The following is an 18,313-nucleotide window of genomic DNA, read 5'->3' as shown; positions in this document are numbered from 1 at the left end:
CCTCCCCAGCCTCGTCGGCCACTCTCCGCTTCGCTCCGAGCGGCCGACCGGCCGCTCGGAGGCGCGCGCCACCCGCGTAGTTCATTTATAACCGAACCACGTCCACGCCGCCCCTGTTCCCGAACCCGTTTGACCGGCAACCCTGCTCCGGAACGGTAGACCTTTGCCGCCGCCGGTGTGAGCGGGCGTATGGTCTCGCTGGGACTGGTGGTGGCGCGGTTCAACGACTCCGTCACGGAGCCGATGGCCGAGGCCGCCCGCGAGGCGGCCGCCGACCGCGACGCCGTCGTCGTCGACGAACTGAGCGTGCCGGGCGCGTACGACAGCCCGCTGGCCGCCGACCGGCTCGCGCGCCGGGACGACGTCGACGCCGTGGCGGTTATCGGCGCCATCGTCACCGGCGACACCGACCACGACCACGTCATCGCGAGCGCGACCGCCGAGCAGCTCACGCGAGTGAGCCTCGACCGCGACACCCCCGTCACGTTCGGCGTGAGCGGCCCGGGGATGTCCGGCGCGGAGGCGCGCGAGCGCATCGATAAGGGCGCGGAGGCGGCCGAGGCCGCGATCGACCTCGCGACGGAGCTCGAATGAGCGCCGGAGACGACCCCCGACGGAACACACGACAATGAGCGAAGCATACGACTTCTCGGACCGGATCGGACGCGTAGAGCCCAGCGCGACGCTGGCGATATCGAACCTGGCGGCTGAAAAGGAGGCCGAAGGGGCCGACATCGTCGACCTCTCGGTCGGCGAGCCCGACTTCGACACCCCCGCGAACGTCGTCGAGGCCGGCAAGGACGCCCTCGACGCCGGCCACACGGGCTACACCTCCTCGAACGGGATCCCGGAGCTCCGGGAGGCGATCGCGGCGAAGCTCCGCGGCACCGGCATCGACGCCGACGCCGACGAGGTGATCGTCACCCCCGGCGGCAAGCAGGCGCTGTACGAGACGTTCCAGACCCTGATCGACGACGGCGACGAGGTCGTCCTGCTGGACCCCGCGTGGGTCTCCTACGAGGCGATGGCGAAGCTCGCCGGCGGCGACCTCTCCCGCGTCGACCTCGCTTCCCACGGCTTCCAGCTCGAACCCGCGCTCGACGACCTCGCCGAGGCGGTCTCCGACGACACCGAGCTGCTCGTCGTCAACTCCCCGTCTAACCCCACGGGCGCGGTCTTCTCCGAGGCCGCCCTGGAGGGCGTCCGGGACCTGGCCGTCGAACACGACATCGCCGTGATCTCCGACGAGATCTACGAGCGCATCATCTACGACGCCGAGCACGTCTCGCTGGCGAGCCTCGACGGGATGGCCGACCGCACGATAACGATCAACGGCTTCTCGAAGGCGTTCTCGATGACCGGCTGGCGGCTGGGCTACCTCCACGCGACCGAGGAGTTCGTCGGGCAGGCCGGCAAGCTCCACTCCCACTCCGTCTCCTGCGCGACGAACTTCGTCCAGCGTGCCGGCGTCGAGGCGCTGGAGAACGCCGACGAGTCCGTCGAGGAGATGCGGCGGGCGTTCGCCGACCGCCGCGACCTCCTCGTCGACCTGTTCGACGAGCACGGGGTCGACGTGGACGTCGGCGACGGCGCCTTCTACATGATGCTCCCCGTCGACGACGACGACCAGGCGTGGTGCGAGGCCGCCATCGAGGAGGCGTCGGTCGCGTGCGTGCCGGGCAGCGCGTTCAACGCCCCCGGACACGCGCGGATCTCTTACGCCGCCAGCGAGGAGCGCCTGCGCGAGGCGGTCGATCGGCTCGTCTCGAACGACCTGCTTTGACATCCTCCCCGCGCTAAAGCGCGAGGCTTTCGCCTCGAATTTTCCGTAAACGCGGGCGACCGTCGGCCGATTTGGCGACCGATCGACGGTCGCGCTCCGGTCGTGAGAGCGGATCGGCCGATAGCGCGAATCTGCGGTGCGTTTTTACCACTGCTCCCCGAAGTTTCAACTCGGTGGTAAGATGTACGACAACATACTGTACCCGACTGACGGGAGCGCCGGTTCGGAGGCGGCGGCAGCGCACGTCCGAGAGATCGCGTCTGCGTTCGACGCGACCGTGCACGTGTTGCACGTCGTCGACACCCGCGAGGGCGGGCTGGGCCTGAGCGGGGCGTTCCAAGAGGAGGAGAGCCAGGCGATGAGCGGTCGCTCGCCGGACGAGGGGTACATCGGCAGACACGAGGGCGAAGCCGATACCGACGAGATCGAAGACGAGCTCGCGGCCCACGCGAAAGAGCTCATGGAGGGCCCGTCCGACTCCCTCGACGGGATCGACCTGCGGACCGCCGTCGAGATGGGGACTCCCCACTCGGCGATCCTGCGGTACGCCGACGAGAACGACGTCGACCTCGTGGTGATGGGGACCCACGGTCGGACCGGCGTCGAGCGCTACCTGCTCGGCAGCGTCGCGGAGAAGGTGGTACGGATGGCGGACCAGCCGGTGGTGACCGTCCGGGCCGACGAGGGCGAGTGACCGCGCGGGTCCCGGCTTCGCCGAGTCGAACGTCGCCGATGCGACGTTCCGAAACCCTTACTCCCGGTCCGGGACACCTCGACGTATGAGCGATACGTCCGAGTCGACGGATGACGCGGCCGCCGTCGACGCCGAGGAGGTCCGCCACGTCGCGGAGCTGGCCCGGGTTCGCCTCGCCGACGAGGAAGTCGAGGCGTTCGCCGCCCAGTTCGGCGACATCCTCGAGTACTTCGAGGCCCTCGACGAGGTCCCCGAGACCGAGCGCGAGGAGGAGCTCGTCAACGTGATGCGCCCCGACGAGGTCGAGACGGGGCTCTCCCAAGAGGAGGCGCTGTCGAACGCCGAAGAGACCGAGGACGGCTACTTCGTCGGCCCGAAGGTGTCGTAGATGGCGGCGGACTACAACGCCTTCATCACCGAGGCGACGATCGAGGGCGACGCCGACGCCGAGGGGCCGCTCGCGGACGCGACCGTCGCGGTCAAGGACAACATCTCCACCGAGGGGGTCCGAACGACCTGCGGCTCCGAGATGCTCGCCGACTACGTCCCGCCGTACTCCGCGACCGTCGTCGACCGGCTGACCGACGCCGGCGCGACGGTCGTCGGGAAGGCGAACATGGACGAGTTCGGGATGGGGACGACGACGGAGACGTCGGCGTTCGGCCCCACGCGGAACCCCGCGGACCCGGAGCGCGTCCCCGGCGGGTCCTCGGGCGGGTCGGCGGCGGCGGTCGCCGCGGGCGAGGCCGACCTCGCGCTCGGCTCCGACACCGGCGGGTCCGTGCGCTGTCCGGCGGCGTTCTGCGGCGTCGTCGGGATCAAGCCGACGTACGGGCTCGTCTCGCGGTACGGCCTCGTCGCGTACGCGAACTCCCTCGAACAGATCGGCCCGATCGCGGGCACGGTCGAAGAGGCGGCCGCCGCGCTCGACGTCATCGCCGGGGCGGACCCGAACGACGGCACGACCCGCGACCTCGCCGACGTCGAGGGCGCCGACCCGGACGCGAGCTACGCCGCGGCCGCCGACGGCGACGTCGACGGGCTCACGGTCGGGATCCCGACGGAGCTGTTCGAGGGCGCCGACGAGCGCGTCGTCGAGACGGTCGAGGCCGCGATCGCGGACCTCGAAGCCCGGGGGGCGGAGACGACCGAGATCTCGCTGCCGTCGGTCGAGCACGCGGTGCAGGCGTACTACGTGATCGCGATGGCGGAGGCGTCCTCGAACCTCGCGCGCTTCGACGGCGTGCGGTACGGGAACCGCGCCGAGTCGGACGGCAACTGGAACGAGTCGTTCGCGGAGACGCGCGAGGAGGGGTTCGGCGCGGAGGTCAAACGCCGGATCCTGCTCGGCACGTACGCGCTCTCGGCGGGCTACCACGACAAGTACTACGAGAAGGCGCAGGACGCACGCGCGTGGGTCCGGCAGGACTTCGAGGCGGCGTTCGACGACGTCGACGTGATCGCGTCGCCGACGATGCCGGTGCTCCCCTTCGAACTCGGCGAGAGCCTCGACGACCCGCTGCGGATGTACCTCGCGGACGCGAACACGACCCCGGTCAACCTCGCGAACCTCCCGGCGGTTTCGGTGCCGGCCGGCGAGGCCGACGGGCTCCCGGTCGGCCTCCAGATCGTCGGCCCGAAGTTCGACGAGGAGACGGTGATACGCGCCGCGAGCGCGGTCGAAGACGCCGAATAGCGGCCGCCGACTGCGACTCTTAACTCGCGTAAAACCGCGTTGAGCGTCTCGGCCGGTTATGTGCCTCGCACCCCTCGTCCCGAGCGCATCATGACCGAAACCGAATCGACGTCGACGGACGCGTTCAATCGCGACTCTGTTCGATCCGCCAGCCGGATCGCCATCGCGGCGCTCGCGCTGGTGGGCGTGCTGTCCCTGTTCACGCTGCTCCCGGGCGTCGGCCGCTTGGTTCCGCTGACGCCGGTCACGTTCGCCGCGGTCGCCAGCGCCGCGGTGACGGTCGCGGTCGTCGCCCTCCTCGCGTACGCCGCGCCGAAGGTCGCCTCGCTGACGCGCGCCGCCCTCCATCGGACCGACGCCGCGGAGCGCGTCGAGCGCATCGCCGAGAACGGCGGCGCGATGGCCTATTGGCTCGTCGTGCTCGCCGCCGTGCTGGTCGCGCACCGCGGGCTCGCCGGCGCGATCGTCCCGCTGATCGACGGCTTCGCGTGGGCGTACGACGCCGCGTTCCTGATCGCGTCGTTCGTCCCGCTCGTCTTCGTCGTGGCGCGGCTGACCGTGACCGTCGATCCGCTCTCCGAGCTCGTCGCCGACCGCGTGACGGGACCCGAATCGTCCGGCGCGGACGAGGACGCCGGCGCGGACGACTCCGAGACGACAGCGGGGTCCGCCGACGCCGACGAGTCGCCGGCCGCGACGGCCGAGGGCGACGCGACCGATTCGCGCACGCACTGGACCGAAGACCGCTGGAACGCCGACGAGGCCGCGACGAGGGCGCCGACGCGGACGCGGACGCGTCCGACGACGAGCCGCCGACCTCCTGAGCGAGTCGACTGACCTCCTGAACGAGCCGCCGACCTCCCGATCGAGTCGACTGCCCCCGTCCCCCGTCCCGGACTGCGATCCGGAACGTCCATACCTGCCCCGGTGGAGGTGACTGTATGGCGCTGACCGACGAGGAGCGGAGCCGGCTCGCCGACATCGTCCGGCTCCAGCCGACGAAGAACGGCGAGCTGCAGGACGCGTGGGAGCTCGACAGCGGCAGCGAGGTGCACCAGTACCTGCAGAACCACCTCAAGGAGTACTACTACCGCGACGACGACAGCCTGATCCGGTCGACGGCCGAGGCGAACGACCTCGTCGACGTCGAGCCCGGAATCGAGGCGGACGCGGTCGCGAGGGGCGGCGCGCCGGAGACGATCCGCGTCCCGGAGCTGGTGGCGCAGGTGTTCGAGGTGATGGCCGACCCCGACGAGCGCTCGCAGTCGGTCGTCAGCGTGCTCAACGCGGTTCGGGAGGCGTTCGACGTCGACCCCGACGTCGACGAGGTGCGGCGTGCGCTCCGGACGCTCGAACGGAAGAACGTCGTCGAGGTCGTCTACCGGACCGTGCCGACGTTCAAGCTCGCCGTCGAGCGCGACGAGATCACGGTCGAAGTGAGCGAATAGTTGAGTTAGAAGGTAGCTGCCGGAGCGGAGATTGTCGAGGGAGGGATAAATCGGGTCGCCTCGGTCGCCGGCTTATAAATATCCAAACCGTGTTCGGCTGAGAACGCTTCCGGAGCCCCAGCCGCTCACTTATAAGTGATTGATTTCGGATCGCCGGTGACTACCTCCGAAGCCCCAGCCGCTCACTTATAAGTGATTGATTTCGGATCGCCGGTGACTACCTCCGAAGCCCCAGCCGCGAGGAGCACGCACGCTCGCTGCGTTCCTCAGTCACTCACTTCGTTCGCTCCTTGCGGTACTTGCGTCGCCTGCGTGCTCCTCGCGGCTGCCCCTTTGAGTCCACCCGCACAGCGACCGCACCTCACGCCTCCCCAGCCTCGGCGGCCGCCCCGGCGCGGGCGGAGCCGCGCCGGCCCGCCGCCTCCCTCGCGCTCGGTTCGCGCCCGGTGGGGCGCTCACCGGAGCGCGCCGCCGCATACCGTTTATAACCAATTACTGAACGCGCTATCGAGACTCCCCCGCGTCACATCCCCATGTCGGCGGCGGCGTCGGGGACCGGCAGGTCGTTGACGGCGACGCCGAGCAGCTCCGCGGCGTGGTCCAGCGCCATGTCGAACCCGTAGTACCGCTCCAGCTCGTCGCCGTTCGGCCCCGGGCGAACCTTCAGCATCGCGTAGCCGTCGACGTTCTGCGCGACGGTCGCCTCGGCGCCGTCGGCGGAGAACGTGAGCAGCCGCTCGCCGTCGGTCTCCTCGTAGCGCGCCGCGACCCCGTTCGCTTCGGCCTCGCTGGACTCGCCCTCGGTCGACTCCGCTCCGGCCTCCCCGTCGGCCGTCGTGTCGCTCATACCACCGGTAGGGGCCGGTCCCTGTCGTATCTGTCGGTCGTCGGGACCCGACCTCGGCACCGCGCGGCGCCGCCTACCGCGGGTCCCAGCCGTGGAACTCGTCGCCCGGCTCCAGTTCGAGGTCGAACGCCTCGATCATCCCGCCGAGCCCGGCGTACCCCTGCGCGAGCGCGGCGATGCCGACCACGGTCTCGTCGTCGTACGCGGCGGCGACCTCGCCGTGGGCGATCGCGTCGACCTCGCGGCGGACGACCGCGACCGCGTACTCGACCAGCGTCGTCTCGTCGGCGTCGAGGGCGGTCAGGTCGTCGGTGCCGATCCCGGCGATGACGTCGTCGCCGATCCCGACGCCGCGGGCGATGTTGACGTGCTGGTGCCACTCGTAGCGGTTGCGCGTCTCGCTCGCGGCGGCGAGGATGACGAGCTCGCGGTCCCGGTCCGAGAGGCCGCTGTCGGTCCACAGCGAGCCGAGGAACGAGCGCAGTCCGGCGAGCACCTCCGGGTTGTTGCCGAGCGACCGATAGACGTGGAGCGGTTTCCCCTGGAGCGACGACTCCAGCAGCTCCTCGTACTCCTCGGGCACGTCCGACGCGTCGACGTATGGAACGCGGGCCATGCCGGGGCCTCGCCGCCGACCGGCATAGCTGTGGGTGTCGCGGACGACCCCGCCGGATCGATCCGGGATGGCAAGGTTAAGGGACGCCACGCGCGTATCGCTGGCAATGAGTACCGAGGTGTCGCGGCGGCGGGCGTGGGTGATCGCCGCGCGGCCGCAGACGCTGCCCGCGGCGGCGGCGCCCGTGATCGTCGGCGTCGGGCTCGCCCTCCGAACGGGCGCGTTCGCCCCGCTCCCGGCGCTCGCGGCGTTCGTCGGCGCGGCGCTGATCCAGGTCGGCACCAACTTCGCGAACGACTACTACGACGCCATCCAGGGGGCCGACACGGACGACCGCGAGGGGTTCACCCGCGTCGTCGCCAGCGGCCTCATCGAACCGGCCGAAGTGAAGCGGGCGATGTGGCTGACGTTCGCGGCCGCGATCCTCGTCGGCACCTACCTCGTCGCCGTCGGCGGCGTCCCGATCCTCGTGATCGGCCTGGCGTCCGTCGCCGCCGGGATCGCCTACACCGGCGGCCCGTACCCCCTCGGCTACCACGGCCTCGGCGACCTCTTCGTCTTCGTCTTCTTCGGCGTGATCGCCGTCACGGGCACCTACTACGTGCAGGCCGCCGCGCTCGTCGGCGAGGCGTTCCCGCTGTGGATTCCCCATGGTACGGTCACCCTCGCCGCCGTCGTCGCCAGCCTCCCGATCGCCGCGCTCTCGACGAACATCCTCGTCGTCAACAACGTCCGCGACCTGGAGGAGGACGCGGCGACCGGCAAGCGCACCCTCGCGGTCCGGTTCGGCTACCGGTTCTCGCGCGTCCAGTACGTCGGGCTGCTCGCGCTCGCCTACCTCACCCCCTTCTGGTTCCTCGCCCGCGGGGACGGCCCCGCGGTGCTGCTCCCGCTCGTCACGCTCCCGCTCGCGGCCGCCGTCGCGCGAACCGTCCTGACCGAGACCTCGGGCGACGCGCTCAACCCGGCGCTGGAGTCGACCGGAAAGCTCCTCGCGGCCTACGCGGTCGCGTTCGCGGTCGGCCTCGCGCTCTGACCGATGCGGCTCCGCCCCTTCTCGCTCGACCTGACGAGCCCGCTCGGCACCGCCCGCGGCGCCATCACGGAGCGCGAGGGGTTCCTCGTCGGCGTGGGGCCGGACGACCGGGCCGGAATCTCGGTCCCGGGACTCGGCGAGGCCGCCCCGCTCCCGGGCTGGACCGAGTCGCGGTCGACGTGCGAGTCGGCCCTGCGCGGCGTCGCGGACGACGGCGGTGCCCTCGTCGACGACGCGCTCGACCGCCTCGACCCGGGAGCCACGCCCGCGGCCCGTCACGGGCTCGCGCTCGCGCTCGCGGACGCCGCGGCGAGAGGCGAGGGGCGGTCGCTGGCCGCGCGGCTCGCGGCCGATCGCGGGCTCCCGACGCCGACCGAGACGGTCCCGNNGGGGTCGCCGACGCCGACCGAGACGGTCCCGGTCAACGCCACGGTCGGCGACGGCGACCCCCAGACGACCGCCGCGGCGGCCGCCCGAGCCGTCGCGGAGGGGTTCGACTGCGTGAAGGTGAAGGTCGGCGCGCGCGCCCTCGACGCCGACGTCGAACGTCTCCGCGCGGTGCGGGAGGCGCTCGGCGACGACGTCGCGCTCCGGGCCGACGCGAACGGCGCGTGGGACCGGTCGACCGCCCGAGAGGCGCTCGACCGCTTCGCGCCGCTGAACCTCGCCTACGTCGAGCAGCCGCTCCCCGCCGAGGACCTCGCCGGCGCGGCGGCCCTCAGGAGCGGTCGAGAGGGTCGAGAGGACAGAGAGGCCCGAGACGACCGAGAAGACCGAGAAGACCGAGACGACCGCGCCGGCGACGACGCCGACGCTCCGGTCCCGATCGCGCTCGACGAGTCGCTGGCTCGTCGCGACCTCGACGCCGTCCTGGACGCCGGCGCGGCCGATGTAGTCGTCCTGAAGCCGATGGCGCTCGGCGGGCCGGACCGCGCGCTGGCGGCGGCGGCGACCGCCCGGGCCGCGGGTGTCGAGCCCGTGATCACCACCACGATCGACGCGGTCGTCGCGCGGACCGCCGCGGTCCACGTCGCGGCCGCGGTCCCCGAGGTCGCCCCCTGCGGGCTCGCCACGGCCTCGCTGCTCGACGAGGACCTCGCGCCGGACCCCTGCCCGGCCGCCGACGGCGAGGTGGCGGTTCCGGACGCCCCCGGTCTCGCCGGCGACGCCTTCGACGGGCTTCGCTGAGATGCGGCCTCCCGGTAGCGACTACCGCTCGACGACTTCGATGATTCCCTCCATGTCCCGCGTCTGGTGGGGCGTACAGACGTACTCGTACGTGCCCGGCGTCGCGAACTCGCGCTCGAAGGTGTGGCCCTCGGCCGCGGCGAGCCCGGAGTCGAAGGCGCCGCCCCTGTCGACGACGTTGTGACTGCCGCCGACGCCGGTCCACTCCCAGACGACCGTCGTGCCGGCGTCGACCCGGACCGCCGCGGGCGCGAACGAGAAGCCGCCGTCCGCCCCCACCGCGACCGCGACGCTCTCCTCGCCGGTCCGATCGACCGGGGCCGCGTCGTCGTCCCCGCCGTCGCCTCCCGGGAGTAACGCCCCGGTACACCCCGCGAGTCCGGCGGCAGCGGCGGCGCCGACGCCCGCGAGCAGCTCTCGTCGCGTTCGCGTGTTCATGGCGGTTCGAAGGGCCGAACGGTATAAAACGTCCCGAGAGCGACGAGGGAAAGGGGCTTGTACGGCCGCAGCCGAAGGGTCGAGTATGAGCGAGTGGACAGACGCGATCGTCGGCGACCGCATGACCGTCGACAACCAGTTCACGGACCGAGTGTCGGCCTCGCGGTTCTCCAGCCAGGAGTGGGGCCTGATCATGACGGCGACGGAGCTCGAGATCGAGGATGCCGCCGACCCCGAGGAGGCCCGCATCGTCGCCGACACCTCCAGCCTCCCGGCGATCATGCCGGAACTCGAGAACGTCCGGTCGCAGGTCGCCGCGATGGGCGGAGCGCCGGACCGGGGGGACGGCGGCGGCTCCGGCGGCGGCCTCGTCGACTCGATCAAGGGCGCGCTCGGCCTCGGCGGCTCGGGAGGCGGCGGCGGTAGCGACGAGGAGCTCGCCGCCGCCGAACAGCTCGTCCAGGAGTACGCCGACGAGCTGCAAGCGCACCTGGAAGACAACGGGAAGTGGGAACAGGTCAGGCTCGCGTATCAGGAGTAACCGGACGGCCGCGACCGACGAGGCCCTCGGTCGTTACTCTAGTCGCCGCTGCGGAACAGCGTCAGCCCCTCGGCCTCGTAGATGTTGATCAATTCCCTGACAATCTCGTCGTACTCCTCGTCGTCGACCCGGAGCGCGTCGAGGCGCTCGACCGTCTCCTCGTCCAGGTGGATCTGGGGCATACGCGGCGATTCGTCGGCTACGTAATAAAAATCCTCGGTGAGTTCGGACGTGCTGAGACCGCCGGCCGTCAGTCCGGCCGACGTTCCTCAGCCAGACTGCCCGATGTCGCTCCCTCGGACGCGTCCTCCGCGAGGGCTCGGCGAGCCATTCGCTCGACGTCCGCCTCGGAGAGGTCGTCGCTCGGAAGCAGGAGGCGATCGTTGAAACGAACGATCGAATCGTCCTGTTCGAGCATCGCGAGGAGCTGTGAGGAGTCGACAGCGGGACCGTTGGTCCGCGTCGTTCCGACCAGCTCGCTCAGCTCGTCGAACCCCTCGAACAGCTGCGTTTGCTCGATTCCGATCCGATCCTGGAGAGAGAGCACCGATCCGCGTTCAAACCGATGCGAAGTCGGCGACTCCGACCGCACCGTGTTCACTTGCATCGCCGACACGCTGTTGGACGCCACCGGGACGCCGGGATCGCCGACGCAGCGGATCCGAGTCTCGTCTGCGAGACCGGACAGCGAAACGCTCGCGGTCATCGACGTCCCCGCCGCTAACAGGGCCACGACCGACCTGAGGGCCGTGGAAGACGGCGGTCCCGCGACGGCGACGGAACCGAGCCCCCCGTTCTCGACGGCGGCGAGTCCGCCGTCGACGCCGTCGGTCCCCTCGAAGACCGTCAGCGTCGGCGCGTCGCCGAGATCGGCGACCGCGACCGTGTCGTCGGCCGCGGCGACCGCGCCGTCCGCGACCGGGAGCGCGCAGTACGCGACGTCGACGTCGGGGTCCGAGAGCACGGTCCCGACCGCCTCCGCGTCGGGTTCGTCGAGCACTTCCCACTCCCCGACGCCATCGGGGACCGCCGGCTCCGAAAGCGCGCGACGGGTCCTCGTCGCGCGCTCAGCAGAGCCGACCAGCGCGACGAACCGGACCCCACCGCTGGCGGTCGTCTCCCGACGGAGCCGGTTCTCGTAGCTCGCCGGCGTCAACACCGACGTCCCCGCCGGAAGCGGGTCGTCGTCCGGGCTCGGGAGTCCACCCGCCGGAGCGAGCCACGGCGAGGTCGCGAGCGCGTCCGGCGCTCCGGAATCGGCGGGCTCGGCCGTGCCGCGCACCCGAACCGGCGCCAGCACGTGCGCGAGGTGGGGAAGCAGTTCGGCGCCGGTCGGATTCGGCCGGAGCACCGCCTCGGTCGGCCAGTCGGGCGCGTACGGCGCGACGGTCTCCGCATCCACTTCGAGGTACTCCATCAGCCGCTCGCTCATCGACAGGTCCGCGAGCTTCGGCGGGTAGAAGGGGAGCTCCGAGCCGACCAGCTCGTACTCGTACCGGTCGGACGGGACGTACCCCTCGGTCCGGGTGAGCGTATCGAGGAAGAACCACGTCCGAAGCAGCTCCGCGGCCCGCTCTTCGAGCGCGACCCCCTCGGTCGGCAGCGATTCGATGTAGCCGTTTGCGAGCCGGATCGCGGGCGCGTTTCCGGTCACCATCCGCGCCCCGAGGTAGTACGACAGCGTCGAGAGCCGGTAGACGTCCGCGTAGTCGGGGCGGACGACGACCTCGACGCCGGTGTCGGGAGGGACCAACGGGCTCGGGATGTCGAGCGCGTCGCCGCGCTCGATCCGCGGCGGGTAGCCGCGGAGCGTCGGCCACGACCGCTCGGCGGAGAACTCCTTGATCGACGAGCCGAGCACCGAGACCGCTTCCGCCAGCGCGGCCGGGTCGTCGGGGACCGTGATCGTCGCCTCGGGGCGGGTGTGAAGCGACCGCGCGCCGACCGTGACGGTGACCGATCGGTCGAACTCGAGGTCGACCGGTCCGGAGTCGGCCATGCCGGTCGTCGAGACCGCCACGTCGGTCGCGCGGATCAGCGCCTTGGTCACCCCGCTGACGTCGAAGCAGTACGACCCTCGTCGGAGCTCCATCGGGTCGTCGAGCCGCGCGACGAACTCGCCGTCCGCCCTGCGCACGGTCACCGCCGAGTAGTCGGGAACCGAGATTGACTCCGCCTCGAAGCTGACCGCTCTGTCGACCGGAAACGGGAACAGCTCCGTGAGCGCGGGCTCCGGATCGGGTTCGGTGTCCGACACGAGCCGGAGCTCCTCACCCTCCAACGCGTCGCGAACGCAGAGCGTCTCACCCCGCGTCTCGAGGCGTACTCGTTCTCCGATCGCGTCGTCTCTCACTACCAATTGATAAACCGACAACAGTTATCAGGTTATCGGTGCTTCTCTGAATTCGGCATCTCTCGGCCGCAACAAAGGCATTTCACCGCCTCGTGTTAACAGGAGTGACAGCAATTTTAACACCGCCCGGCCGCGACGCATCGCCATGAACGACGCCGCGGCGGCCGCTCTCGCCGATGCGTTCCCGGAGCGGTCGGTCGAGCGCCTGACCGGCGTCGGCCCCTCGTGGAACGGGGCCAACGAGACGGTCGGGGTCGCCTTCGCGGACGGCGGTCGGGCGTTCTGCAAGGTCGCGGTCGACGGCGACGGCACCCGGATCGCCCGCGAGCTGGCAGTCCTGCGTTACCTGGCCGCCGAGCGGCCGATCGCGGTCCCGGACGTCCTCGCCGGTGACCCGGACGCGACGGTGCCGTACCTCGTCACCGCGCCCGCTCCCGGACGCGAGCTCCTCGACCTGTGGGACGAGCTCGGGGAACGAGAGGGCGGTGAGGCCGACCGCGCGGCGTTGCTCCGGCGCGTCGGCGCGACGCTCGCGACCCTCCACACCGAGCGGTTCGAGACGCACGGCGAGATCGTCGGGAGCGACGGGCGGGGCGGACTCGCGCTCGATCCCGCGCCGTGGCCGGACGTGCTTTTAAAAACGATCGAGCGAACCCGCGAGATCGGCACGTCGGAGCGGCTCGGCCACCACTACGACGCCGTCGTCGACTGCGTCGAGGCGAACCGCGACCGCCTCCGCGACGCCCCCGCGGCGCTCCTCCACGGCGACGTCGCGATGCCGAACCTGTTCGTCGTCGGCGCCGGGACCGGACGCGACCGCGAGGCCGAGGCAGGCGACGGGATCGCTCCGATCGACTGGGAGCTCGCCCACGTCGGCGATCCCGCCCGCGACCTCGTCAGGGCGGAGGACCAGCTCCTCAACGGGTTCGACGAGCGGGGGCCCGAGCGGTACGCGGCGGCGCTCCGCGCCGGGTACGCCGAGTGCGCCGGCGGGCTCCCGGCGGGATTCGCGGCCCGGAGGCCTATTTACGAGGTCGTCCGGATGCTCGGCCGCTCGGGGTTCGTCGACCAGTGGACGACGTACGTCGACGAGCCGATGGCCGACCTCGTCGACCGGGCGGAGGCGGAGATGGAGGCGCGGTTGGAGGCGGTGTGAGGGCCGTCGTTCGGGGGCGATCTGCCGCCCCTCAGCGGTTCCACGCCGCGTCGTCGGGGTCGATCCGTCGGTCGCCCGGCTCCAGCCCGTCGACGGCGTCGAGGACGGACGGATCGATCTCGGCGTCGACGGCGTCGAGGTTCTCGGCGACGTGGTCGCCCGTCGCCTTCGGGATCGGCGTGACATCGCGAGCGAGCGCCCACGCGAGCGCGAGGACGGCCGGCGAGCGATCGGCCCGGTCGGCGATCGCGAGGAACTCCTCGTCGTCGAACAGGTCGCCGCGGGCCAGCGGCGAGTAGCCGACGAGCCGGTGGTCGAACTCGGCGGCGAGCCCGCGCAGTTCGGCCTGCTGAAACCGCGGGTGACACTCGACTTGGTGGGCGGCGATCGGCGCGTCGAGGATCTCGCGGGCCTCGCGGAGCAGTTCGGGGGTGAAGTTCGAGACGCCGACGTGATCGGTGAGCCCCGCGTCGCGAAGCTCGTCGAAGACCGGCAGCGTCGCGGCGGCGTCGTACGCGCGGATCGGCCAGTGGACGTACAGCAGGTCGACGCGGTCGAGCCCGAGGCGGTCGAGGCTCTCGCGGGCCGTCTCGCGGACGTCCTCGGGCGCGAGGTTCTCGGGGTGGACCTTCGTGGCGACGACGACCTCGTCGCGCTCGACGTCGGCGGCGGCTATCCCCTCGCCGACCGCGGCCTCGTTGTCGTACATCTGGGCGGTGTCGACGTGGCGGTACCCCGCCTCCAGGGCGGCGGTCACGGTGGCGGTGCACTCCGCGGGGTCGTCGAGCCCCGACGTGCCGAGGCCGAGCGGGAGTTCCAGTGGCGGCATGTCGCCCGATTCCGACCCCGGATTTATAAGCGCGCGCTCACCGGAACGGATCGTGGGCTTCCGGCTGGCTTCCCGCGATCGGTCGCGGGGCCGGAGCGGTCTTTTCACCGCGCTGGAAACCGCTCGGCGTTATATGAGTCCCGGAGCGCCTAGCTTCGCACATGAGCACCGGGATTCACGCCGAACTCGCCCTCTCCTCCTGTGACGGCTGTCCCGTCGCGGCCCTCTCGGCCAGCACGCCGGTCGAGGAGGTACGGGTCGACTCGACCGACGACCGCGTCGAGTTCGTCGCCGCCGATCCGCCCGACGACCCGCCGACCGGGCTCGACCTCGTCGAGTTCGGCGGCCGAGCGCACGGTCGGTACGAGATCGAGTGCGAGCGTCCGGCCACCGACGGCGGGGTCCATCTCGGGGCGCCGAACTCCGAGGAGCCCCCGCGCTCGGAGCCCTCCTCGCTCGACCCCTCGCCGACCGATCCCGACGGCGGGATCTGTGCGGGCTGTTCCTGCGGCGGGCTCCCGGCGGCGTTCGCGAACTTCCCGGTGTCGCCGCGCCGGACCGAAATGGTCGACGGCGAGATCCGGGTCTCGTTCGTCCTGAGCGGCCACGAGGAACTGCGGGCGATCGTCGACGAGTGCGAGGCGGTCGGCCTCGACGTCGAGCTCCGTCGGCTCTGCGTCGACCGCGCTCGCGGCGACGGGGACGAGTGTTGCCCCGACGTGGTCCCCGTCGACCTCGCGGGCGTGACCGACAGGCAGGCCGAGATCGCGACGGTCGCCGCCGAGAAGGGGTACTTCGAGACCGGCGGCGCCTCCGCCGTCGACGTCGCGGCGGAGTTCGACCTCGCGAAGTCCACGGTGTCGGAACACCTCCGCACCGTGACGGCGGCGCTCTTTTCGCAGACGTTCGGGACCGGCGACGGTACTTAAACCTCCGAACTGTTCGCCGACAGCTATCCCCGGGGTTAGAGCGTACTGATCAGTAGCGGAGTCGAACCGACCGGTTCGGCTCCGACCACCCATGACCCAGTGGACACAGCTCGGACCGCGGGAACGCGAGCTCCTCGCAGTCCTGCGGCGCGCCGACGAACCCCTCGCCGCTCGCGACCTGCACGACGCGGTCGCGGACCGCGGCGACGACGTCGCGTACACGACGGTGAAGCGGACCGTCGACCGGCTCGTCGAGAAGGGGCTCGTCGACCGCGGCGCGGAGCGGCGCCGGGGGACGGCGCGACACCGCTACCGCTTCGACGCCGAGGCCGCCCGCGACCGGCTCGTCCCGCAGATCGAAGCCGAGCTGCGGGCGGTCCTCGGCGATCGGGCGGTCGAGCGGATCGCGGTCCGAACGGACTCCGACGGCGACGGCGGAGCGGACGGCAGCGCCGACGCCACCACCAGACAATGACTTCCCAACCCAACGCCAGCGACGAGCCGACGGCACGAGCCGACGAACAGCGCGACGAGACGCCCGCGGACGCGGGCGAGACGGGACCGGCGGACGGACCGGACGCGGCCGACGGCGAGCCCGAGATCGTCGACGGGCGGACGATCGAGCACCTGCTCACCGACCACGAGCGCGACATCGCCTCGACCGCGGAGGGGACGGACGCGACCGCGGCGAAGCGGCCGAGCCTCGACCTGCCGCGCTTGGAGCTCGGGCGGCGCGACTTCATGAAGGCCGGCGCCGCCGTCGGGGCCATGAGCGGCCTCGCGGGCTGTACGAGTATCCTCGCGGACGAGGACGACGACTCCGGCGGCGCGGCCGGGAGCGGCGAGCACTCCGTCGCGCCCGGCGAGCACGACGAGTACTACGGCTTCCTCTCCGGCGGCCACACGGGCGAGATCCGCGTCGTCGGCCTCCCGTCGATGCGCGAGCTGATGCGGATCCCGGTGTTCCAGACGGAGAGCGCGCGCGGCTACGGTCACGACGCGAAGTCGAGCCGGATGCTTGAGGAGGAGGGCGACGGCCACGTGTGGGGGGACACCCACCACCCGCGCGTCTCGCAGACCGACAACGACTACGACGGCCGCTGGCTGTTCGTCAACGACAAGGCCAACGGGCGGATGGCCCGGGTCGACCTGGAGTACTTCGAGACGGACGCGATCACGAACGTCCCGAACTGCCAGGGCGTCCACGGCGCCTGTATGCAGCTGCCGGACACGCAGCTCGTCTTCGGCGTCGGCGAGTTCCGCGTCCCCATGCCGAACGACGGCCGGGACGTGCAGAGCCCGGACGAGTACGGCTCCGTCATCACCGCCATCGACCCCGAGACGATGGACGTCGAGTGGCAGGTCGAGGTCGACGGCAACATGGACAACGGGGACGGCGGCAAGGAGGGCCGCTGGTTCTTCGCCACCGGCTACAACAGCGAGGAGGGGACCACCGAGGGCGAGATGGCCCGCTCCGACCGCGACTACGTGAAGGCGTTCGACATCCCCGCGATCTGGGACGCCGTCGAGAGCGGCCAGTACGAGGAGATCAGCGGCGTGCCCGTCGTCGACGGGACGAAGGACAGCCCGCTGAACGAGGGCGACCGCCCGATCGTCCGCTACGTCGCGACGCCGAAGAGCCCGCACGGGGTCAGCGTGACGCCGAACGGGAAGTACGCCATCGCCTCCGGAAAGCTCGACCCGAGCTGTACCGTCATCGACATCGAGGCCATCGCCGAGGTCGACGACCCGCAGGACGCCATCGTGGGCCAGCCCCGTATCGGGATGGGGCCGCTCCACACCGCCTACGACGGGCGGGGCCACGCGTACACGACGACGTTCATCGACAGCGAGGTGGTCAAGTGGGACTACGAGGCCGCCGTCGAGGCCGAGGCCGGCTCCGAGGAGCCGGTCGTCGACCGCCACGACGTCCACTACAACCCCGGCCACCTCATCGCCGCGGAGTCGTACACGGCGTCGCCGCAGGGCGACTACCTCGTCTCGCTGAACAAGCTCTCGAAGGACCGGTTCCTGCCGGTGGGGCCGATCCACCCGGAGAACGACCAGCTGTTCCACATCGGCGACGACGACGCCGGGATGCAGCTGGTGAAGGACAAGCCGTCGTACCCCGAGCCGCACGACGCCAGCATCGTCCACAAGGACAAGATCGACCCCGCGAAGACGTGGGACCCGGACGACTACGAGCTGGAGTACGTCGCCGAGGGCGAGGAGTCCTTCGAGCGGGTCGACGACAGCACCGTCGAGATAGAGATGTGGGCGCGCCGCAACGAGTACGCGTTCCCGGAGGTCACGCTCCGGGAGGGCGACGAGGTCCGCCTCAAGATCTCGAACATCGAGACCACGAGCGACGTGATCCACTCGATCGCGATCCCGGAGTACGACATCAACCTCGCGCTGGCGCCGCAGGACACCCGCGAGGTGACGTTCACCGCCGACCAGCCGGGCGTGTTCTGGGCGTACTGCGCGTACTTCTGTAGCGCGCTCCACCTGGAGATGCGCTCGCGGATCCTCGTCGAGCCGTCCGCGTAGGGACCGAACAGCCACTCGACCACACCCCGACCCACCACCCCCCACCCTATGACACCCGCACTCGACCGACTGACCGAACTCAGACGGGCGCTGCCGCTGACGGCGGCGGTCCTGTTCGTCGCCGCGCTCGCGGTGCCCGTCTGGGAGATCGCCTTCGAGGCGCCCCAGTACCCGGACGGGCTCCTCGTGGAGCTGTACGCCTACCCGCG

General features: G+C 71.2%; 20 protein-coding genes. 14 read left to right on the top strand and 6 right to left on the bottom strand.

The features are described 5' to 3' along the window. Window positions 1-189 precede the first annotated feature (189 nt). The 7 genes from ribH to DJ81_RS18440 all read left to right on the top strand — a co-directional run bounded on the left by ribH (window position 190) and on the right by DJ81_RS18440 (window position 5,621). A complete protein-coding gene (gene ribH / locus DJ81_RS18470; protein ID WP_094524008.1) occupies window positions 190-594 on the top strand; it encodes a 6,7-dimethyl-8-ribityllumazine synthase in 405 nt (134 codons plus the stop codon). A gap of 34 nt (window positions 595-628) precedes the next feature. Further along, window positions 629-1,783: a pyridoxal phosphate-dependent aminotransferase gene (locus tag DJ81_RS18465; protein ID WP_094524009.1), complete on the top strand. Its 1,155-nt coding sequence runs from the start codon at window positions 629-631 to the stop codon at window positions 1,781-1,783. Window positions 1,784-1,964: 181 nt separating this feature from the next. Beyond that, window positions 1,965-2,477 carry a universal stress protein gene (locus DJ81_RS18460; RefSeq protein WP_094526619.1) on the top strand — a complete coding sequence of 171 codons (513 nt, stop codon included), beginning with the start codon at window positions 1,965-1,967 and terminating at the stop codon, window positions 2,475-2,477. Between the two features lie 85 nt (window positions 2,478-2,562). Then, the gene (gene gatC, locus DJ81_RS18455) at window positions 2,563-2,865 is read left to right on the top strand and encodes an Asp-tRNA(Asn)/Glu-tRNA(Gln) amidotransferase subunit GatC (RefSeq protein WP_094591053.1); all 303 of its coding nucleotides are present in this window, start codon (window positions 2,563-2,565) and stop codon (window positions 2,863-2,865) included. Then, window positions 2,866-4,173: an Asp-tRNA(Asn)/Glu-tRNA(Gln) amidotransferase subunit GatA gene (gene gatA / locus DJ81_RS18450; RefSeq protein WP_094591051.1), complete on the top strand. Its 1,308-nt coding sequence runs from the start codon at window positions 2,866-2,868 to the stop codon at window positions 4,171-4,173. It begins immediately after the preceding gene. Window positions 4,174-4,263: 90 nt separating this feature from the next. Then, complete coding sequence (locus tag DJ81_RS18445; protein ID WP_249269165.1) at window positions 4,264-5,010, top strand: hypothetical protein; 747 nt, start codon at window positions 4,264-4,266, stop codon at window positions 5,008-5,010. Window positions 5,011-5,114: 104 nt separating this feature from the next. Next, complete coding sequence (locus DJ81_RS18440) at window positions 5,115-5,621, top strand: DUF5797 family protein (protein WP_094524013.1); 507 nt, start codon at window positions 5,115-5,117, stop codon at window positions 5,619-5,621. Window positions 5,622-6,144: 523 nt separating this feature from the next. On the opposite strand, the gene DJ81_RS18435 is transcribed toward DJ81_RS18440, so the two are convergent. Together DJ81_RS18435 and DJ81_RS18430 are read right to left on the bottom strand one after the other, a co-directional pair. Continuing rightward, on the bottom strand, window positions 6,145-6,468 hold the full coding sequence (locus tag DJ81_RS18435) for a hypothetical protein (RefSeq protein WP_094591048.1): 324 nt from the start codon (window positions 6,466-6,468) through the stop codon (window positions 6,145-6,147). A 73-nt stretch (window positions 6,469-6,541) separates the two neighbouring features. Then, window positions 6,542-7,084 carry a carboxymuconolactone decarboxylase family protein gene (locus tag DJ81_RS18430; RefSeq protein ID WP_094591046.1) on the bottom strand — a complete coding sequence of 181 codons (543 nt, stop codon included), beginning with the start codon at window positions 7,082-7,084 and terminating at the stop codon, window positions 6,542-6,544. Window positions 7,085-7,190: 106 nt separating this feature from the next. On the opposite strand from DJ81_RS18430, the gene DJ81_RS18425 reads away from it, so the two are divergent. Further along, window positions 7,191-8,120, top strand: coding sequence for a 1,4-dihydroxy-2-naphthoate polyprenyltransferase (locus DJ81_RS18425; RefSeq protein ID WP_094557652.1), 930 nt, complete (start codon window positions 7,191-7,193; stop codon window positions 8,118-8,120). 3 nt (window positions 8,121-8,123) lie between these two features. Continuing rightward, on the top strand, window positions 8,124-9,308 hold the full coding sequence (locus tag DJ81_RS18420; protein WP_094591044.1) for an enolase C-terminal domain-like protein: 1,185 nt from the start codon (window positions 8,124-8,126) through the stop codon (window positions 9,306-9,308). A gap of 21 nt (window positions 9,309-9,329) precedes the next feature. Here the strand turns inward: DJ81_RS18420 and DJ81_RS18415 are convergent, their stop codons facing one another. After that, on the bottom strand, window positions 9,330-9,746 hold the full coding sequence (locus DJ81_RS18415; RefSeq protein WP_094591041.1) for a halocyanin domain-containing protein: 417 nt from the start codon (window positions 9,744-9,746) through the stop codon (window positions 9,330-9,332). An 85-nt stretch (window positions 9,747-9,831) separates the two neighbouring features. Here DJ81_RS18415 and DJ81_RS18410 point away from each other — a divergent pair, with 85 nt between their 5' ends. Then, on the top strand, window positions 9,832-10,287 hold the full coding sequence (locus DJ81_RS18410; protein WP_094524019.1) for a DUF5799 family protein: 456 nt from the start codon (window positions 9,832-9,834) through the stop codon (window positions 10,285-10,287). A gap of 38 nt (window positions 10,288-10,325) precedes the next feature. On the opposite strand, the gene DJ81_RS19410 is transcribed toward DJ81_RS18410, so the two are convergent. Then, complete coding sequence (locus tag DJ81_RS19410; RefSeq protein WP_170938366.1) at window positions 10,326-10,469, bottom strand: hypothetical protein; 144 nt, start codon at window positions 10,467-10,469, stop codon at window positions 10,326-10,328. 68 nt (window positions 10,470-10,537) lie between these two features. Continuing rightward, on the bottom strand, window positions 10,538-12,640 hold the full coding sequence (locus DJ81_RS18405; protein WP_094591039.1) for a hypothetical protein: 2,103 nt from the start codon (window positions 12,638-12,640) through the stop codon (window positions 10,538-10,540). Window positions 12,641-12,785: 145 nt separating this feature from the next. On the opposite strand from DJ81_RS18405, the gene DJ81_RS18400 reads away from it, so the two are divergent. Next, the gene (locus DJ81_RS18400) at window positions 12,786-13,796 is read left to right on the top strand and encodes a phosphotransferase family protein (RefSeq protein WP_094591037.1); all 1,011 of its coding nucleotides are present in this window, start codon (window positions 12,786-12,788) and stop codon (window positions 13,794-13,796) included. 31 nt (window positions 13,797-13,827) lie between these two features. On the opposite strand, the gene DJ81_RS18395 is transcribed toward DJ81_RS18400, so the two are convergent. After that, window positions 13,828-14,625: an aldo/keto reductase gene (locus DJ81_RS18395; protein ID WP_094591035.1), complete on the bottom strand. Its 798-nt coding sequence runs from the start codon at window positions 14,623-14,625 to the stop codon at window positions 13,828-13,830. Between the two features lie 161 nt (window positions 14,626-14,786). On the opposite strand from DJ81_RS18395, the gene DJ81_RS18390 reads away from it, so the two are divergent. The 3 genes from DJ81_RS18390 to nosZ all read left to right on the top strand — a co-directional run bounded on the left by DJ81_RS18390 (window position 14,787) and on the right by nosZ (window position 18,104). Further along, entirely contained in the window at window positions 14,787-15,554 is a 768-nt protein-coding gene (locus DJ81_RS18390) for a helix-turn-helix domain-containing protein (protein WP_094591033.1), read from the top strand. 91 nt (window positions 15,555-15,645) lie between these two features. After that, window positions 15,646-16,029: a BlaI/MecI/CopY family transcriptional regulator gene (locus tag DJ81_RS18385; RefSeq protein WP_094591031.1), complete on the top strand. Its 384-nt coding sequence runs from the start codon at window positions 15,646-15,648 to the stop codon at window positions 16,027-16,029. Beyond that, the gene (gene nosZ, locus DJ81_RS18380) at window positions 16,026-18,104 is read left to right on the top strand and encodes a TAT-dependent nitrous-oxide reductase (protein ID WP_094524025.1); all 2,079 of its coding nucleotides are present in this window, start codon (window positions 16,026-16,028) and stop codon (window positions 18,102-18,104) included. Before DJ81_RS18385 ends, nosZ begins: the two co-directional genes overlap by 4 nt. The last annotated feature ends 209 nt before the right edge of the window (window positions 18,105-18,313 follow it).

This window comes from Halorubrum sp. Hd13 (assembly GCF_002252755.1).
Lineage (GTDB): Archaea > Halobacteriota > Halobacteria > Halobacteriales > Haloferacaceae > Halorubrum.
Note: the sequence above shows the minus strand (reverse complement) of the source record. Positions and strands in the feature narration are given on the sequence as shown.

Coding starts and splice junctions, on each gene's coding strand:
- DJ81_RS18465 (WP_094524009.1), top strand. CDS start 629: ATGAGCGAAGCATACGACTTCTCGGACCGGATCGGACGCGTAGAGCCC.
- DJ81_RS18440 (WP_094524013.1), top strand. CDS start 5,115: ATGGCGCTGACCGACGAGGAGCGGAGCCGGCTCGCCGACATCGTCCGG.
- nosZ (WP_094524025.1), top strand. CDS start 16,026: ATGACTTCCCAACCCAACGCCAGCGACGAGCCGACGGCACGAGCCGAC.
- gatC (WP_094591053.1), top strand. CDS start 2,563: ATGAGCGATACGTCCGAGTCGACGGATGACGCGGCCGCCGTCGACGCC.
- gatA (WP_094591051.1), top strand. CDS start 2,866: ATGGCGGCGGACTACAACGCCTTCATCACCGAGGCGACGATCGAGGGC.
- DJ81_RS18400 (WP_094591037.1), top strand. CDS start 12,786: ATGAACGACGCCGCGGCGGCCGCTCTCGCCGATGCGTTCCCGGAGCGG.
- DJ81_RS18425 (WP_094557652.1), top strand. CDS start 7,191: ATGAGTACCGAGGTGTCGCGGCGGCGGGCGTGGGTGATCGCCGCGCGG.
- DJ81_RS18410 (WP_094524019.1), top strand. CDS start 9,832: ATGAGCGAGTGGACAGACGCGATCGTCGGCGACCGCATGACCGTCGAC.
- DJ81_RS18385 (WP_094591031.1), top strand. CDS start 15,646: ATGACCCAGTGGACACAGCTCGGACCGCGGGAACGCGAGCTCCTCGCA.
- DJ81_RS18435 (WP_094591048.1), bottom strand. CDS start 6,468: ATGAGCGACACGACGGCCGACGGGGAGGCCGGAGCGGAGTCGACCGAG.
- DJ81_RS18415 (WP_094591041.1), bottom strand. CDS start 9,746: ATGAACACGCGAACGCGACGAGAGCTGCTCGCGGGCGTCGGCGCCGCC.
- DJ81_RS18395 (WP_094591035.1), bottom strand. CDS start 14,625: ATGCCGCCACTGGAACTCCCGCTCGGCCTCGGCACGTCGGGGCTCGAC.
- DJ81_RS18390 (WP_094591033.1), top strand. CDS start 14,787: ATGAGCACCGGGATTCACGCCGAACTCGCCCTCTCCTCCTGTGACGGC.
- ribH (WP_094524008.1), top strand. CDS start 190: ATGGTCTCGCTGGGACTGGTGGTGGCGCGGTTCAACGACTCCGTCACG.
- DJ81_RS19410 (WP_170938366.1), bottom strand. CDS start 10,469: ATGCCCCAGATCCACCTGGACGAGGAGACGGTCGAGCGCCTCGACGCG.
- DJ81_RS18460 (WP_094526619.1), top strand. CDS start 1,965: ATGTACGACAACATACTGTACCCGACTGACGGGAGCGCCGGTTCGGAG.
- DJ81_RS18445 (WP_249269165.1), top strand. CDS start 4,264: ATGACCGAAACCGAATCGACGTCGACGGACGCGTTCAATCGCGACTCT.
- DJ81_RS18430 (WP_094591046.1), bottom strand. CDS start 7,084: ATGGCCCGCGTTCCATACGTCGACGCGTCGGACGTGCCCGAGGAGTAC.